This is a genomic window from Amycolatopsis orientalis DSM 43388, assembly GCF_000411975.1.
Lineage (GTDB): Bacteria > Actinomycetota > Actinomycetes > Mycobacteriales > Pseudonocardiaceae > Amycolatopsis > Amycolatopsis orientalis_D.
This window is the reverse complement of the sequence record NZ_ASXG01000066.1, coordinates 1-15,626: the sequence shown is the minus strand read 5'-3', so window position 1 is coordinate 15,626 and position 15,626 is coordinate 1. Positions and strand designations below refer to the sequence as shown.

14 protein-coding genes are annotated in these 15,626 nt (G+C 69.2%); 5 read left to right on the top strand and 9 right to left on the bottom strand.

Annotated elements, in window-relative coordinates:
* Window positions 1–19: 19 nt before the first annotated feature.
* Window positions 20–991, top strand: coding sequence for a phosphotransferase family protein (locus L942_RS11610; RefSeq protein WP_037358785.1), 972 nt, complete (start codon window positions 20–22; stop codon window positions 989–991).
* Here L942_RS11610 and L942_RS11605 read toward each other — a convergent pair.
* The 7 genes from L942_RS11605 to ppgK all read right to left on the bottom strand — a co-directional run bounded on the left by L942_RS11605 (window position 983) and on the right by ppgK (window position 10,852).
* On the bottom strand, window positions 983–1,918 hold the full coding sequence (locus tag L942_RS11605) for a DUF3592 domain-containing protein (RefSeq protein WP_200862782.1): 936 nt from the start codon (window positions 1,916–1,918) through the stop codon (window positions 983–985). The two genes, L942_RS11610 and L942_RS11605, sit on opposite strands and share 9 nt — an antisense overlap.
* Before the next feature lie 80 nt (window positions 1,919–1,998).
* Window positions 1,999–3,690 (bottom strand): ABC transporter family substrate-binding protein, encoded by a 1,692-nt coding sequence (locus tag L942_RS11600; protein WP_037358782.1) that lies wholly within the window; start codon window positions 3,688–3,690, stop codon window positions 1,999–2,001.
* A 40-nt stretch (window positions 3,691–3,730) separates the two neighbouring features.
* The gene (locus L942_RS11595) at window positions 3,731–5,863 is read right to left on the bottom strand and encodes an ABC transporter ATP-binding protein (protein ID WP_037358780.1); all 2,133 of its coding nucleotides are present in this window, start codon (window positions 5,861–5,863) and stop codon (window positions 3,731–3,733) included.
* Window positions 5,860–6,867 carry an ABC transporter permease gene (locus tag L942_RS11590; protein ID WP_037358778.1) on the bottom strand — a complete coding sequence of 336 codons (1,008 nt, stop codon included), beginning with the start codon at window positions 6,865–6,867 and terminating at the stop codon, window positions 5,860–5,862. The genes L942_RS11595 and L942_RS11590 overlap by 4 nt, the downstream gene beginning before the upstream one ends.
* Window positions 6,867–7,844 carry an ABC transporter permease gene (locus L942_RS11585; RefSeq protein WP_037358777.1) on the bottom strand — a complete coding sequence of 326 codons (978 nt, stop codon included), beginning with the start codon at window positions 7,842–7,844 and terminating at the stop codon, window positions 6,867–6,869. The genes L942_RS11590 and L942_RS11585 overlap by 1 nt, the downstream gene beginning before the upstream one ends.
* A 602-nt stretch (window positions 7,845–8,446) precedes the next feature.
* Window positions 8,447–9,868 (bottom strand): RNA polymerase sigma factor, encoded by a 1,422-nt coding sequence (locus tag L942_RS11580; RefSeq protein ID WP_037358774.1) that lies wholly within the window; start codon window positions 9,866–9,868, stop codon window positions 8,447–8,449.
* Between the two features lie 222 nt (window positions 9,869–10,090).
* Window positions 10,091–10,852: a polyphosphate--glucose phosphotransferase gene (gene ppgK / locus L942_RS11575; protein WP_037358770.1), complete on the bottom strand. Its 762-nt coding sequence runs from the start codon at window positions 10,850–10,852 to the stop codon at window positions 10,091–10,093.
* 64 nt (window positions 10,853–10,916) lie between these two features.
* Between ppgK and L942_RS11570 the strand changes: the two genes are divergently transcribed.
* The gene (locus L942_RS11570) at window positions 10,917–11,753 is read left to right on the top strand and encodes an inositol monophosphatase family protein (RefSeq protein WP_037358768.1); all 837 of its coding nucleotides are present in this window, start codon (window positions 10,917–10,919) and stop codon (window positions 11,751–11,753) included.
* A 34-nt stretch (window positions 11,754–11,787) separates the two neighbouring features.
* Here the strand turns inward: L942_RS11570 and cei are convergent, their stop codons facing one another.
* A complete protein-coding gene (gene cei / locus L942_RS11565; RefSeq protein ID WP_037358765.1) occupies window positions 11,788–12,471 on the bottom strand; it encodes an envelope integrity protein Cei in 684 nt (227 codons plus the stop codon).
* A 509-nt stretch (window positions 12,472–12,980) separates the two neighbouring features.
* Between cei and L942_RS11560 the strand changes: the two genes are divergently transcribed.
* The gene (locus L942_RS11560; protein ID WP_013224476.1) at window positions 12,981–13,289 is read left to right on the top strand and encodes a DUF4193 domain-containing protein; all 309 of its coding nucleotides are present in this window, start codon (window positions 12,981–12,983) and stop codon (window positions 13,287–13,289) included.
* Window positions 13,290–13,770: 481 nt separating this feature from the next.
* Here the strand turns inward: L942_RS11560 and L942_RS11555 are convergent, their stop codons facing one another.
* The gene (locus tag L942_RS11555) at window positions 13,771–14,253 is read right to left on the bottom strand and encodes a DUF3093 domain-containing protein (protein WP_037358762.1); all 483 of its coding nucleotides are present in this window, start codon (window positions 14,251–14,253) and stop codon (window positions 13,771–13,773) included.
* 24 nt (window positions 14,254–14,277) lie between these two features.
* On the opposite strand from L942_RS11555, the gene dut reads away from it, so the two are divergent.
* Together dut and L942_RS11545 are read left to right on the top strand one after the other, a co-directional pair.
* On the top strand, window positions 14,278–14,781 hold the full coding sequence (dut, locus tag L942_RS11550) for a dUTP diphosphatase (RefSeq protein WP_037358759.1): 504 nt from the start codon (window positions 14,278–14,280) through the stop codon (window positions 14,779–14,781).
* Entirely contained in the window at window positions 14,781–15,437 is a 657-nt protein-coding gene (locus L942_RS11545) for a DUF3710 domain-containing protein (RefSeq protein ID WP_037358757.1), read from the top strand. Before dut ends, L942_RS11545 begins: the two co-directional genes overlap by 1 nt.
* Window positions 15,438–15,626 lie beyond the last annotated feature (189 nt).

The following is a 15,626-nucleotide window of genomic DNA, read 5'->3' as shown; positions in this document are numbered from 1 at the left end:
GGAGTGGCAGGATGCCCGGGTGGACTTCCAGCCGAAAGACCGGCCCCCGGACGCGTTCCAGCAGCCCCTCACCGCGGACCAGATCGAACTGCTCTGCCGTCGCGCGCTCGGCTCGAGCGTGCGGTCCGCGGTCGAAATCGGCTGGGGCGGCTACAACAACACGTACCGGGTGGAGCTGGCCGACGGCCCGGCGATCCTGCGCGTCGCCCCGGAACCGGCGCGGCAGACCCGGATCGAGCCCCAGTTCATGCGCAACGAATACCTGGCCGCGCCGTACTTCGCGCCGATCGCCCCGCTGATGCCGCGCACGCTCGCCGCCGACTTCACCCACCAGGTCATCGGCCGTGATTACGTGCTGCAGGCGGTTCTGCCCGGCCAGCCCGGTCCGGAGATCCTGTCTGGCTTCGAACCGGAGCAGCGAACGCCGTACTTCCACCAGCTCGGCGAAATCACCCGCGCCATCCACGACGTGCGCGGACCCGGCTTCGGCCGGGTGGCCGGGCCGCATTACTCGACCTGGAGCGAAGCGCTGGTCGCGTACTTCGAGGACAACGCCGCGGACGTCGAAGACCTCGGCCTCGACGCATCCGACCTGCGCGCGGTGGCCGCCTGGGCGAAGCGCGACGCCGCGCTGCTCGACGAGATCACCGAACCGCGCCTGCTGCACGGGGACCTGTGGCACGTGAACGTGATGCTGAGGCCGTCGCTGGAGATCGTCGGAGTGTTCGACCACGACCGCAGCTGGTGGGGAGACCCGGCGGCGGACTGGACGATCCGCATGGCCTCGGTGAAAACGGGCTCGAGACGGGATTGGTTCTGGGACACCTACGGACAGCCCGACGAGTCTCCGTCGGCGCGGCGGCGGGCGTTGTACTACGAGGCCCGTCATGTCGGCGCTGTGCGGCTGGAGCGGCAGCGGCTCAAGGAGCGCGAGGTGGAGGAGACGTACGCCGATTTGGCCGAGATCCTGGCGGCGCTGGAGTCAGAGTGACGGGTCCGAGCCGCGCAGCGCGGCCCACCAGAATCCGAACGCCGCGATCAGCACGCTGACCGTCAGCCAGCCCGCGAAACCGCTCCCGTCGACCAGCGCCCAGAACGCTCCCACCACCGGGGCGACCGCCAGCACCGGCAGGTCAGCCCGGAACTGCCGGGCGAGCCGTACCGGCGTGGCGGCGGCGACTGCGCGTTCCTCGTCCGGCTCGGCAGGGTTGTCCAGGCGACGGCCGCGAGGTTCGCCCGTGCGCACCGAGCCCGCCGGGTACAGCACCTCGTCGTCGATCCGGACCGCGACATGGCGGTCCGTGCGCAGGTCGCCCAGCACCTCGACTCGGGAAGGCGACGGCAGGCCGATCAGCGTCGGCGAGAAGTACACCGGGATCCAGCGAGGCGTCGCGGTGTCGGTCTCCAGCCACGACCGGGTCAGCAAACCGCGCTGCACCTTCACCCGGCGCATCGGGACCGAAGCCCCCGCCTTGCGGCGAGAGGGCTGCACGAAGCGCGTGAAAAGCAGGAATCCGTTCACCCCGAGCATCGCGAGCACCGCGACCACGGTGACCGTGGCATAGGTCGAGGCACGGTCGGCGGTCACCAAAGCCGAAGCGCCGGTCGTGACCGCCCGCGAAGGGGCCGACGGGTCATAGCGCACCGGGACCTTCGCGCCCAGCGGCGGGGGACTAGTGTCCAGCTCGACCGCCGCGCTCGCCTCGGGCTGGTTCGGCACCGGGAACCGGACCGTGACGGTGGCGTCGTCGACCCGCGCGACGATTCCGGTCGCGTTCGCGGTGAGTCCCTGCAGCCGCGGTCGCGCGCTGTCGAACTCCAGCAGCTGCACCACGAACACCGCGGCGCACGCGACGAACACGACCGCACTCGTCACCAGGATGTGCCGCACCGGCCGCAATCGCAGGAAATTTCGCACAAGGCTCACCTTAACTGTCCAAAAAGGAAGGAGCGGCGCGGGGAGTCCGCGCCGCTCCTTCGCTTCCCGCTGCGGGAGGATTACTTCATGAACCCGATCTTGGGGTAGTCGTACGGGTTGTTCGCGTAGCCCGGCGAACCGTAGTTGGCCACCGTCTTGCGGACGGCGAACGCACCGACCGACTGGAAGATCGGAAGCTGGTGGCCCAGCGCCCAGATCTCCTTGTCCGCGGCGTTGATGTCCGCGGCCCGCTTCGTGTCGTCCAGTTCCTGCGCGGCGGTGTCGAGCAGCTGGTTTTCCTTGTCGCTGCCGATCCGGCCGTAGTTCTGGTTGACGTTCTTCGGGTCGAGGTAGTAGATGCCCTTGCTGCCGCCGATCGGGAACGAGTTCGAGATCCAGCGGAACAGCGTGAGGTCGAAGTTGCCGACGTTCACGTAGTTCTTGAAGAACTCGGTCGACGGGACGGCGACGATGTCGATGCCCACGCCGATCGCCTTCAGCTGCGACTGCAGGATCTGCGCGGTCTGCTGGCTGATCGGGGTGCCGGTCGGGATCACCAGGCGCAGCTTCAGCTGCTTGCCGTCCTTGGCGCGCAGGTCGCCGGACTGCTTCCAGCCCAGCTTGTCCAGCTCCGCCTTGGCCGCGTTCTGGTCGAACTTGTACGGGCCGCTGTTGTCCTCGTAGGTCTTCGAACCCTTGAGGTACAGGTGGTTGCCGATCGGCGTGGTGTCCTTCTGCATCTGGCCGAGGATCGACTTGGCGATGGTCACCGTGTCGACGCCGCGCATGACGGCCAGCCGCAGGTCCTTGTCCGCGAGGATCGAGGACGGCGCGCCGTTGAGCGTCATGTGCGTGTAGTCGGGGTAGGCCGACTGGCGCACGACCGCGTTCGGGTCCGCCTGGGCCCGCTTGAACGCGTTGATGTCGTTGTTCAGCGGGTAGAAGTCGATCTGCCCGTTGGCGAACGCGTCCGCCAGCGCCGGCCGGTCCACGACCTTGTAGGTCACGGTGTCCAGCTTCGGCTTCTCGCCCCACCAGTTCGGGTCGCGCTCGAACACCGCGGTCTTGGCCGTGTAGTCGACGCTCTTGATCTTGAACGGACCCGCGGTGATCAGCGCCTTCTGCGCCCAGCCCTTGTTGAAGGTGTTGGCGTCGGCCATCGCCTCCTTCGGGTACAGCGGCGAGAACAGCGACTTCCACTCCGCGAACTTCTTCGCGAAGGTGACCTTGACGTCGAGGTCGTCAGTGCCCTTCTCGACCTTGGCGATGTCCTCGTAGCCGGTGGTGCTGGAGACCTGGTAGGCGGTGTCCTTGCCGGTCAGCGCCTTCGCCATGGCGGCGAAGTCCTCCCAGGAGAACTGGCGCCCGTTGCTCCACTTGGCCTTCGGGTTGATCTTGTACTCGATGACCTGCGGGTCCTTGCTGACGATCTCGGCCGAGGTCAGGTAGTTCTTGTCCAGGCCGACCGTCGCGTCCGCGTTCTGCGGGAACGGGTAGGGCAGGATCGCGCCGAACATGTTGGCGCCGTCCAGGACCGTGCCGTCGACCTGGTAGTAGTTCCAGTTGTCCGGCAGCTGGTCGACCGGCCACTTGAAGTCGCCGCCGTCCTTCAGCTTGTCCAGCGGCTGCTCGTTGATGTCGGCGGTCTTGACGCCCGAGGAACCGGTGTCCTGCAGGCCGTTGCTGCCACCGCCGCTGCCGCCGCCGCAAGCGGCGAGCAGGAGCCCCAGAGCGGCAACGGGGGCCACGATCGCGGCCATTCTCCGTCGCATGTGTTTACCTTCCTTCTCCTGGTGTGCCAACGGATCGTGGCTACACGACTTCGCGGGTTCTGGCGTAGTGGCACGCCACGTCGTGGTCGTCCGCACGGGACTCGCGCGGAGGCTCGACGTCGACGCACTTGCGTTTGTCCTCTTCGGACAGTTGCGAGAAGACGAAACAGCGCGTGCGGAACCGGCAGCCCGACGGCGGATTCGCCGGGCTCGGCAGGTCCCCGGTGAGGATGATCCGGCCGCGCTCGCGTTCCTTGGCCGGGTCCGGGATCGGGATCGCGGACAGCAGCGCCTGCGTGTACGGATGCTGCGGCGCCTCGAAAACCGTGCGGACGTCGCCGATCTCCACGATCTTGCCGAGGTACATCACCGCCACGCGGTCGGCGATGTGCCGGACCACCGACAGGTCGTGCGCCACGAACAGGTACGACAGGCCCAGCTTGGCCTTGAGCTCGTCCAGCAGGTTGATCACGCCGGCCTGGATCGACACGTCGAGCGCGGACACCGGCTCGTCCAGCACGATCAGCTTCGGCTCCAGCGCGAGCGCCCGCGCGATGCCGATGCGCTGGCGCTGCCCGCCGGAGAACTCCGCCGGGTACCGGTCGGCGTGCTCGGCGCGCAGGCCGACCAGCCCGAGCAGCTCCGGCACCCGCTTCTCGATGCGTTCCTTGGAGAACCCGTGCGTGACCATCGGCTCGGCGATGATGTCGCCGATCGGCAGCCGCGGGTCGAGCGCGGCCATCGGGTCCTGGAAGACCACCTGCAGGTCGCGGCGGATCGACTTGCGGTCCTTGCCCGCGAGCTTCGCGACGTCCTTGCCGAGCACCGCGACCGAACCGTGCGAGGGGGCCGCCAGTTCGAGGATCTCCATCAGCGTGGTCGACTTGCCGCAGCCGGATTCGCCCACCAGGCCCAGGGTTTCGCCCTCGACGATGTCGAAGGTGATCCCGTCGACCGCGCGCACGGTGCCGACCTTGCGCTTGAAGACGGTGCCCTTGCTGACCGCGTAGTGCTTCTGCAGGTCCCGCACGTCCAGCACGGTCGAGCGCTGGGCGCGCGGCAGGGACGCGACCGCGGCCTCCTCGATCACCTCGGCGCCGTAGACCTCGGCCGCGTCCGCTTCCGGACGGCCGAGTTCCTCGGTGCGGATGCAGGCGGCCCGGTGCGTGGTGTCGACCGGCGCGTTCGGGTTGCCCGGCGTGATCGTGAACAGTTCCGGCTCGGCCGCGCGGCAGGCGTCGATCGCCAGCGGGCAGCGCGGCGCGAACGGGCACCCCCGCGGCAGGTTCACCAGCGACGGCGGCTGGCCCTCGATCGGCACCAGCGGCTGCTTCTCCCGCGCGTCGACGCGGGGGATCGAGCCGAGCAGGCCCAGCGTGTACGGCATCCGCGGCTGGGCGTAGATCGTCTCGACCGGACCCTGCTCGACCGCGCGCCCGGCGTACATCACCATCAGCCGGTCGGCGAACCCGGCGACCACGCCGAGGTCGTGGGTGATGATCACGATGCCGGCGCCGGTGACCTCCTGCGCGGTCTTCAGCACCTCCAGCACCTGCGCCTGCACCGTCACGTCGAGCGCGGTGGTCGGCTCGTCGGCGATGATCAGGTCCGGGTCGTTGGCGATCGCGATGGCGATCACCGCGCGCTGGCGCATGCCGCCGGAGAACTCGTGCGGGAACGCTTTCGCCCGCGCCGCCGCGTTCGGGATGCCGACCAGGTCGAGCAGTTCGACCGCGCGGTTGTTCGCCTGCTGCTTGGTGATCGTGCCCTTGCCGTGCACCAGCAGCGCTTCGGCGATCTGCGCCCCGACGGTGTACACCGGGGTCAGCGCGGACAGCGGGTCCTGGAAGACCATCGAGATCTTCTTGCCGCGGATCTTCGACAGCTCGGTGTCGGACTTGCCGATCAGTTCGCTGCCCTGGAACCGGATCGAGCCCGACACCCGCGCCTGCGGGGGCAGCAGCCCCATCACCGCGAGCGACGAAACCGACTTGCCGGAACCGGATTCGCCGACGATGCCGAGCACCTCGCCCGCGGCGACCTGGTAGCTCAGCCCGCGCACCGCGTGCACGCGGCCGGACTCGGACGGGAAGGACACTTCGAGGTCGGAAACCTCAAGCACGGTGCCGGTCGGCCTGCCCGTTTCCGCGCTCAGTTCGAGTGCGGCGCTCATGCTTCTGCTCCCACGGTCTGCGTCGAGGCGCTCGACTTGGTCTTCTCTTCGATCCGCTTCCGTTCCTTGCGCCGCGAACGGCTGGACGACGGGTCGAGCGCGTCGCGCAGGCCGTCGCCGACGAAGTTCACCGCGAGCACGGTGAACACGAGGAAGCCGGCCGGGATGTAGAACAGCCACGGGAATGTCCGGACCGCGTCGGAACCCGCCGAGATCAGCGTGCCCAGCGAAACGTCCGGCGCCTGCACGCCGAAGCCGAAGAACGACAGCGACGTCTCCATGATGATCGCGACGCCGACGTTGATCGTCGCGTCGATGATCAGCAGCGACGCCATGTTCGGCACGATGTGCTTGAAGATGATCCGCCACGGGGACTGGCCCATGAACTTGGCGGCCTTGACGAACTCGCGTTCGCGCAGCGTCAGCGTCATGCCGCGGACGATGCGGGCGGTGATCATCCACTGGAACAGCGCGATCAGGCCGACCAGGATCAGCCACGTCTTGCCGCGGAAGGCCGGCGACAGGATCGAGATGATCAGGAACGGCGGCAGGATCAGCAGCAGGTCGACGACCCACATCGACACCCGGTCGGTCCAGCCGCCGAAGTACCCGGCCGCGGAGCCGACGATCGAGGCCACGCCGGTGGAGAACAGCGCGGCCAGCAGGCCGATGGTGAGCGACTTCTGCAGCCCGCGCATGGTCTGCGCGAACATGTCGCCGCCGATCTGGTTGGTGCCGAACCAGTGCGTGCCGTCCGGCGGCATCAGCGTGGAGGCCGGGTCGAGTTCGTCGTAGCCCCACGGCGAATACCAGCTGTAGGTGAACGCCAGGACGTAGAACAGCACGATGACGACGAGCCCGGCCAGCGCCAGTTTGTTGCGGAAGAACCGGCGGGCGACGAGCTTGCCGCGGCTGGAGGACTTCCCGCCCTGCTGCTCGGTCGCGGTCTCGGTGGCGGCGACGGCCGAATCGGCGAGGTCGGCCTCGTTCAATGGGGCGGCCATCAGATCCTCACCCTCGGGTCGAGCGCGGCGTAGAGCACGTCCGCGAGCCAGCCGGCGAGCAGCACGCAGATCGCGATGAACAGGGTCACGGTGGTGACGATGTTGGTGTCCTGCTTCTGGATCCCGGTCACCAGCCAGTCGCCCATGCCGTACCAGCCGAAGATCTTCTCGGTGAAGACACCGCCGGTGATGAGCAGGCCGAAGCCGAACGCGAACAGCGTCGCCATCGGGATCAGCGCGGTGCGCAGGCCGTGCTTGAACAGCGCGCGCCTGCGGGTGAGGCCCTTGGCCTGTGCGGTGCGCAGGAAGTCCGAGCCGAGCACGTCGAGCATCGCCGAACGCTGATAGCGGCTGTAGTAGGCGACCTGGGTCAGCACGATCGCCAGGGTCGGCACGATGATGTGCTGCAGCCGGTCGAGCAGGACGTCGCCGAAACCGCCGTCGACCGCGCCGCCCTCGCCCTGCACGATGAAGAACTGGTAGCCGTCGAGCAGGTTGTCGTTGACCGACTGCGCGCCCGCCTTGAGGATCGTGGCGATCACGAACACCGGCGTCGACAGCACCACGAAAGAGAACGTGGTGGCGATGTAGTCGCTGATCTTGTACTGCCGGATCGCGCTGACCACGCCGACGAGCACGCCGACGATGATGCCGATCGTGATCCCGAGCAGGAACAGCCGCAGGCTCACGCCCGCGCGGCGGAACAGTTCGTCGGTGATCGCCTGGTCGGCGACGGTGCGGCCGAAGTCGCCCTGGAAGACGCCGCCCAGCCAGGTGAAGAACCGGTGCGGGATCGACTGGTCCAGGTGCAGTTCGGCGGCCTTCGCGTCGATGGTCGCCTGCGGCGCGGGCGGGTTGCGCAGCTTGAGCGCGTCCAGCGGGCTGAAGGACAGCGACGCCAGCGAGAACGCCGCGAAGGTCGCGACGAGGCAGAGGGCGATGTAGTTGACGAGTCTGCGGAGGAGGAACCCGATCACAGTTGCCTCGCTTCACCGGGGCCGGAGGATCCGCTCCGCGCCGCCGGGCATCCCTGGCTCGCTCGCGATTGAGTTTTCGTCGAAAACACTGGGCGGTGCTGCCTTCCAATACTGACGCTCGTTGTGCGCGCAGCCTAATGGCGATCACCCGTTGCGATCTTCGTTTTCAGGCAACCAAACAATCACGATTTCCGCTTCTGGGCGGAGAACAACCGACTTTAGCATCTTGTCCGCGCACCAATGTCGCGTTGGGTGCGCGACCGTGCACCGGCGATGAGTATTCCGGAACGGTTCCGGGGTTCCGCGTGAACGGTTGTGAACGGGAAACGGACCTGCCGGCGAACGCCCGCGGTTCGCGGACTCCGCCGCGGTGCACGTTCGGCTGCACGCTCGCCTCGCGGATTCCTGTTGCGCCGCAGCGTAATTCGGATCGCGAGCCGGTGTCGCCGGGTTTTCCGGACTCGTCCGGTCCACTGTGGTCAATCGAAGGAAGGATTTCGCGGAAATGCCGGGCCGATGCCCTCGGCACCCTTGCCGGTAAACGCAGAAACCCCGCCGCCGCGTAAGTGCGGGGCGGGGTTTCTCGCGGGAATCGAAGCAGCTCAGTCCAGGTAGTCGCGCAGCACCTGCGAACGCGACGGGTGGCGCAGCTTCGACATCGTCTTCGACTCGATTTGCCGGATCCGCTCGCGCGTGACTCCGTAGACCTGGCCGATCTCGTCGAGCGTGCGCGGCTGGCCGTCGGTGAGGCCGAACCGCAGCCGGACCACGCCCGCCTCGCGCTCGGACAGGGTCTGCAGCACCGACTGGAGCTGGTCCTGCAGCAGCGTGAACGACACCGCGTCCACCGCGACGACCGCCTCGGAGTCCTCGATGAAGTCGCCGAGCTGCGAGTCGCCCTCGTCGCCGATGGTCTGGTCCAGCGAGATCGGCTCGCGCGCGTACTGCTGGATCTCCAGGACCTTCTCCGGCGAGATGTCCATCTCCTTGGCGAGTTCCTCGGGCGTCGGCTCGCGGCCGAGGTCCTGCAGGAGCTCGCGCTGGATGCGGCCCAGCTTGTTGATGACCTCGACCATGTGCACCGGGATGCGGATGGTGCGCGCCTGGTCGGCCATCGCGCGGGTGATCGCCTGGCGGATCCACCACGTGGCGTACGTCGAGAACTTGTAGCCCTTGGTGTAGTCGAACTTCTCCACCGCGCGGATCAGGCCGAGGTTGCCCTCCTGGATCAGGTCCAGGAACGCCATGCCGCGGCCGGTGTAGCGCTTGGCCAGCGACACCACGAGCCGGAGGTTCGCCTCCAGCAGGTGGTTCTTGGCCCGCTCGCCGTCGCGCACGATCCACTTGAGGTCGCGGCGCATCTGGGTGACGAGCTTCTCGCCCTCCTCCTCGGCGGTGCGCACGCGCTCGGCGGCGTAGAGCCCGGCCTCGATCCGCTTGGCGAGCTCCACCTCCTCCTCGGCGTTCAGCAGCGCGACCTTGCCGATCTGCTTGAGGTAGGCGCGGACGGAGTCGGCCGACGCGGTGAGCTCGGCGTCCTTGCGCGCCTGGCGCAGCGCCTCGGACTCCTCCTCGTCCCACACGAAGTCCGGGTTGTCCGAGGACTTGCCGCCCTTGTCGGCCGCGCTCGCGCGACGGCGCGCGGCGGTCGAGGAACCCGCGCCCGCGGTCCCGTCGGCCTCGTCGTCGTCCGAGTCGTCCTCGTCGTCGTCCGCCTCGTCGTTGACCGTCTCGTCGACGACGTCGACCTCGACCTCTTCGAGATCGGACAGGTCCGGGCTGTCGAGTTCGGCCTCGTCGAGGTCGACCGGGCCGTCGGGATCGCCGTCGTCGGTCTTCGGACCCTTCGCGGCGGCCTTCTTCGCCGGAGCCTTCTTGGCCGGAGTCTTCTTCGCGCCCGCCGACTTCGCGGCGGTCTTGCGCGCCGGGGACTTCGCCGCTCCGGTGGCTGCCTCGTCGGCCGGCTCGCCGGCTTCGGTCGCTGTCTTCGTCCCGCCTCGGGTTGCGGTTCTTGCGGCTGCCACTTACGCCCTTTCGCAGCGGTCGATCATGACGAGCCGAGATGTCGCCACCTCAGCTGCCTCACATTCGGGGAACACGCCTCGGCCTGCGGTTTTGCCTCCGCAGCTCCTGCGCCGTGTTCCATTGTAACGACGCCGGCCCACTGCGTCGCGAAGCGATCACCCTCCGGCCCCCTTCCCGGCGCCTGGCGGTGACCGGTCCGAGACCGGCGCGGACGCCCCGCCTCAGTGCCCGGCGCTCTCCGCGGCGGCCGCGGCGGCCCCGACGATGCCCGCGTTGTTCTGCAGCGACGCGACGACCACCGGCGTGCGGATGTCCAGCAGCGGCACCCACTTCTCGGCCTTCTTGCTGACGCCGCCGCCGACGATGAACAGGTCCGGCCAGATCAGGTTCTCCAGCACCGAGAGGTACCGGTGCACCCGCTTGGCCCACTGCGGGTACGACAGGCCCTCGTTGTCTTTCACCGACGCGGCGGCGCGCTTTTCCGCGTCGTGCCCGTCGACCTCCAGGTGGCCGAATTCGGTGTTGGGGACGAGCTTGCCGTCGTGGAACAGGGCGCTGCCGATGCCGGTTCCGAAGGTCAGCAGCGCGGTCACGCCGGTGCGCGCGGCCGCGTCGCCGAAGCGGATCTCGGCGAGGCCGGCGGCGTCGGCGTCGTTGAGCATCGTGACCTCTTCGACGCTCTTGCCGAGCCGCTTCGCGAAGAGCGCCTCGGCGTCGGTGCCGATCCACTTGTGGTCGATGTTGGCCGCGGTGTGCGCGGTGCCCTTCTTGACCACCGCGGGAAGCGTCACGCCGACCGGGCCGTCCCATTCCGCCGCGCGGACGATCTCGGCGACGACGTCGGCCACCGCGTCCGGCGTCGACGGCTGCGGCGTTTCGATCCGGTGCCGGTCCCCGATGAGCTGTCCCTGTTCCAAATCGACCAGCGCGCCCTTGATCCCGCTGCCGCCGATGTCGATTCCGAAGCCTCGGGTCGCCGTCACTGACGTGGTCCCTTCTCGCACGATTCAGAAGTCTGCTGCGGAGACTTTAACCGGATGTGATGACATGGCGGGCGTGGGAGTTGACGAGGCGACGCTGAACGACCTGAAAAACACCGCCGAACAGGTCGCGGTCGAGGCCGCGCACCTGGTCCGGACGGCCTGGGTGCGGATGCGGTCCGGCGGCGAGGTCGCGGTGGACACGAAGTCGGCGGAGACCGACGTGGTGACCGCGGTGGACCGGGAGTCGGAGGAACTGGTCCGGGCCCGGCTCGAGCGGCTCCGGCCCGGGGAACCGGTGCTGGGGGAGGAGGGCGGCGGCGCCGGGCACGACGCCGCCGGCGGGGTCGCGTGGGTGGTCGATCCGATCGACGGGACGGTCAACTTCCTGTACGGCCTGCCGACCTTCGCGGTGTCGATCGCCGCGCAGATCGACGGGGTCTCGGTCGCCGGGGCGGTCGTGGAGCCGGTGAGCGGGCGGCGCTGGACGGCGATCCGCGGCGGCGGGTCCTGGCTCGACGGCGCCCGGCTTTCGGTGTCCGCGGCGGACCGGCTGGACCTCGCGCTCGTCGGCATGGGGTTTTCCTACGCGCAGGACCGCCGGGTCCGGCAGGGCAAGCTGACCGCGGACCTGGTCGGACGGGTCCGCGACATCCGCCGCCGGGGCGCGGCCTCGCTGGACTTGTGCGCGGTCGCCGCCGGCTGGCTGGACGGGTACTTCGAGCACGGTCTGCACCGCTGGGACTGGGCCGCCGGAGCGTTGGTGGCGCAGGAGGCGGGCGCGACGGTGCTGCTGCCCGGCGAAGCGGCGGACCTGGGGGAGGACGCGACGTTCGCGGCGACGCCAGGCGTCGCGGCGGAACTGCGTGCGGCGCTGGCCGCGGGCGGCGCGGCAGAGGTGTGACCGCGGGTCGGGCCCGCTGACCTCGTCCGAGGGGTCAGCAGGTGACGGCGCGCGCCGAGGCCAGCAGCGTCTGGTCGATCACCGGCGCGCCGGGGCTGGCGGACTGCTCGCTGCTGCCGCCGCCCTGGTGCGCCTGCGACCAGGCGGTGAGCTGCTTCAGGATCTTGACCGCCTCGGGCCGCGGCTGGATGTCGGTGAACAGCTTCCCGGTGGCCAGGTCGACGGTGGCGTCCTTGCGGGTGTCGTGCACCAGCTCCGCGCACGGGACCACCAGGCTGACCGTGCGGGCCGCGGAGGCGCCGTTGTCGCCGTAGCGGATCTGGCCGCGGCAGCGCGCGTCGCCCTTCGGGTACGCCGGGTCGTTGGCGGGGTCGCCGATCGCGGTGAAGCCGAGTTCGCGCAGCGCGTTGGTGGCGATGCTGCCCTGCCCGCGCGTGCTGGACGCGTTGAGCACCTTCAGCGCGACCTTGTCCGGCGGCATCGGCGAGCGGTCGTCCAGGCCGTTGTGCGGGACCGGCGTGTAGGTGATTCCCGGGGGAGCCTTGGGCTCCGGGCTGCAGCGGACCGCCTCGTCTACGTCGCCGCGGCCGACCACGGCGTGCACCCAGACGAACACCGCGCCGAGCGCGAGCACGCCGATCACGATCAACGCGGGCAGCGGACGGTGCTTGCGATAAGGCCGCGCACCACGGTTCCCCGCCCCGTTCCCCGACGCCACCTGCCCCGTCCCTTCCCCTCGCAGAACCGGCCGCGGTCGCGCCGCCGCGCCTCGCGGTAACCGCCAGCGTACGCACCGGCGTGGTAGCCGGTGAGCCTAGGCGCTGTTCAAGGCGCGCGGTGTCGCGGGTCACCTTCACCCGTTCCGCGTAATGCCCCTCCGGGCCGATCGCACCACGGACGGCTCGGCGCGAGCAAGCGGACTCGGCCGCGAGGTGATGTTTACGACGCCGGGGCAACCCGAACGGAGGACAGGCGTCTCACCTGCGCGTTCCCCCTCCCGGGTGACGCTGGTCCGGCAATGTCCGACTCGGTGCGAGGCGCGCCCGGCGGTGAGCTACCCTTCCCGGGCTCCGGCCGCAGAACGAGGTCAACCAGGTTGAGACCTGGGTCACTCGAAGGCCGGGCACAAACAGGGGCGCTGGAACGTTGACCAGCGGCACGACCGGTATCGGGCGCCTCCGGAACCGGTGCAGGACGACACGCTGAATCGCAGGGGTGAGGGACACCATGGCTACCGACTACGACGCTCCGCGCCGCAGCGAAGCCGACGAGCTGGCCGAAGACTCGTTGGAGGAGCTGAAGGCCCGGCGGAACGAGAACCAGTCCGGCGTCGTCGACGTCGACGAGGACGCGACCGCGGAGAACTTCGAACTTCCCGGCGCGGACCTTTCCGGGCTCTCCGGGGAGGACATGACCGTGAAGGTCGTGCCGAAGCAGGCGGACGAGTTCACCTGCTCGGTGTGCTTCCTGGTGCACCACCGCAGCAGGCTCGCCGAGGACAACGGCGGCCGGCTGATCTGCCGCGATTGCGCCTGACCTGAGGATTTCTAGGGGATTTTCCAGGGGAGATTCACGGGGACAGCGTTTCGCGGTCTTGGGATGACCGGGTAAGCCAAGGGGGTCGGCCGTTGTGGTCGGCCCCTTTACTCGTGTTCTGGGGTGGCTCGTCGCCCTGGCGGGCGACATTGCATTGGGGGCGTGGGGCACCCCGAAGCTTGATTGTGCTGACGGTCCGGGGGTGCTTGTCAAGGCGGGAAAGATGCCTTGACAAGCACCCCCGGACCGCAGGGAGGCTTCGTATCGGGGTGCAGGGCGGGGGCTGGGTGCCTCGATGGGTGGGTGCAGCGGTTGCGGTTCGGCGGCTGGCGGGGCTAGCGCCCCGGATGTGGCATTGGTGCGCCTGATGCACCGGACGCCCGCTTTGGGTGCCTGGGGTGGCTGGTCGTGAGGGGAGCCGTGGGGGAATCAGCGTCTGTAGGGGTTCCCCTCACGGAACTGGACGGAGGGGCGTCCGCGGTCAGGCGTTGCGGAGCAGCTCTGCTACTCGCTGTGGTTTGCGGGTGCTGAAGAGCCAGTACGGGGTGGGGTCGGCCGGGTCGGTCAGGGTGATCCGGACTGCGGGGCCTACCCAGCCGCGGTGCAGGACGAAGGCGGCGGGGTCGCCGTCGCGGCCCAGGGCGTGGCGTTTGGCGTCTTTTTCCACGATGGCGATGTCGCCGACGTAGCGGAGCGGCAGGTGGGCGTCGCCGACCCAGAGTTCCGGGTCGTCGCCCGCGGTGATCTTGATTTTCGCCCTGCCCAGCGACAGCAGGAGCGCGGCCATGACCGGCACGGCGATCGCGAGCGGGATCCACATCGGGATGGACGGGTAGCCCAGGTGGACCTCGACGCCCAGCAGGATCGCCCCGGCCATCGGCAGGGGCCAGCCCCACCACGGCAGGTAGAGCCGTTCGGAGTGTGCGACGACGCCCGTCGCGGCGGTGTTCACGCGGTCAGCCACACCGCAAGGGTAGTCTCGCCGCCCGTGTCCAGCGTTCAGGTCCTCCTCCAGCGGCTCGACCCCGGAGTCCCGCCGCCCGCCTATGCCCGGCCCGGCGACGCCGGGGCCGATCTCGTCACCACCTCGGATATCGTGCTCGGACCCGGAGAGCGCGGGGTCGTCGGCACCGGGGTCGCGATCGCGCTGCCTCCCGGGTACGCCGGGTTCGTGCACCCGCGCTCGGGGCTCGCGGCGCGCGTCGGATTGTCGGTGGTGAACACTCCCGGCACGATCGACTCGGGCTACCGCGGCGAGATCAAGGTCTGCCTCGTCAACCACGACCCGCGCGAGAAAATCGTGCTGGCGCGCGGCGACCGGATCGCGCAGCTGGTAGTGCAGAGAGTGGAGCACGCGGAGTTCGTCGAGGTCGCCGAACTCGAGGCGACCGAACGCGGCGCGGGAGGTTACGGCTCGACCGGCGGACACGCCACACTGGCACCCGGCGCCGGAGACACCGGCGCGGGCACCGGGGAAGGAGCGGAACGATAGTGGGGATTTTCGGACGCAAGCGCCGGTCCGGCGACGACGAGACCGGAGGCGTCGCTTCCGAGCGCGAAAGCGTCGAAGCCGACGACGCGCTCGAACCCGAGGACCAGCTGTCGGAGACAACCGACGGCCCGTTCGACGTCAGCGAGGCCGAAGAAGACGGCATCCCGCGCATCGACCTGGGCTCGGTCCGCGTACCGGTGCCCGACGGTTCGCAAGTGCAGGTCGAAATGGACCCGGAGGAAGGCGGCGTGCGCGCGGTGCACGTCGTGACCGAAGTCGGGCAGATCACCGTCAGCGCCTACGCGGCCCCGAAATCCGGCGGCCTGTGGCGCGAAGTGAGCAACGAACTCGCCGACCAGCTCCGCGCGGACGGCGCGAAAGTCAACGTCGGCCGCGGCGAATGGGGCATGGAACTGTCCGCGATCGTCGGCGACGTAGCCCTGCGCTTCGTCGGCGTGGACGGCCCGCGCTGGATGCTGCGCGGCGTAATCGCCGGCCCGCAGTCCACCGCGTCGCAAGCCCCCGAAGTACTGCGAGCGATCGTGCGCCGCACGGTGGTCGACCGAGGCAACTCCCCGATGCCGGTGCGCACCCCGCTTCCCATCACCCTCCCCGACGCAGTCGCCCAGCACATCGCGGAACAACAGCAAGGCTGACCCCGCCCCGCGAGCACGGACCCCCTCACGACCAGCGACCGGCCGTGAGGGGCTCCTTCACGAACTTAGATTCCCTCAAGGACCCCTCACGACCAGCGACCGCCCGTGAAGGGCTCCTTCACGGACTTAGATTCCGGCTTGTGTGTGGGGACCGGTTGGATGGGCTGGCTGATCACTGGTCGTAGTCTG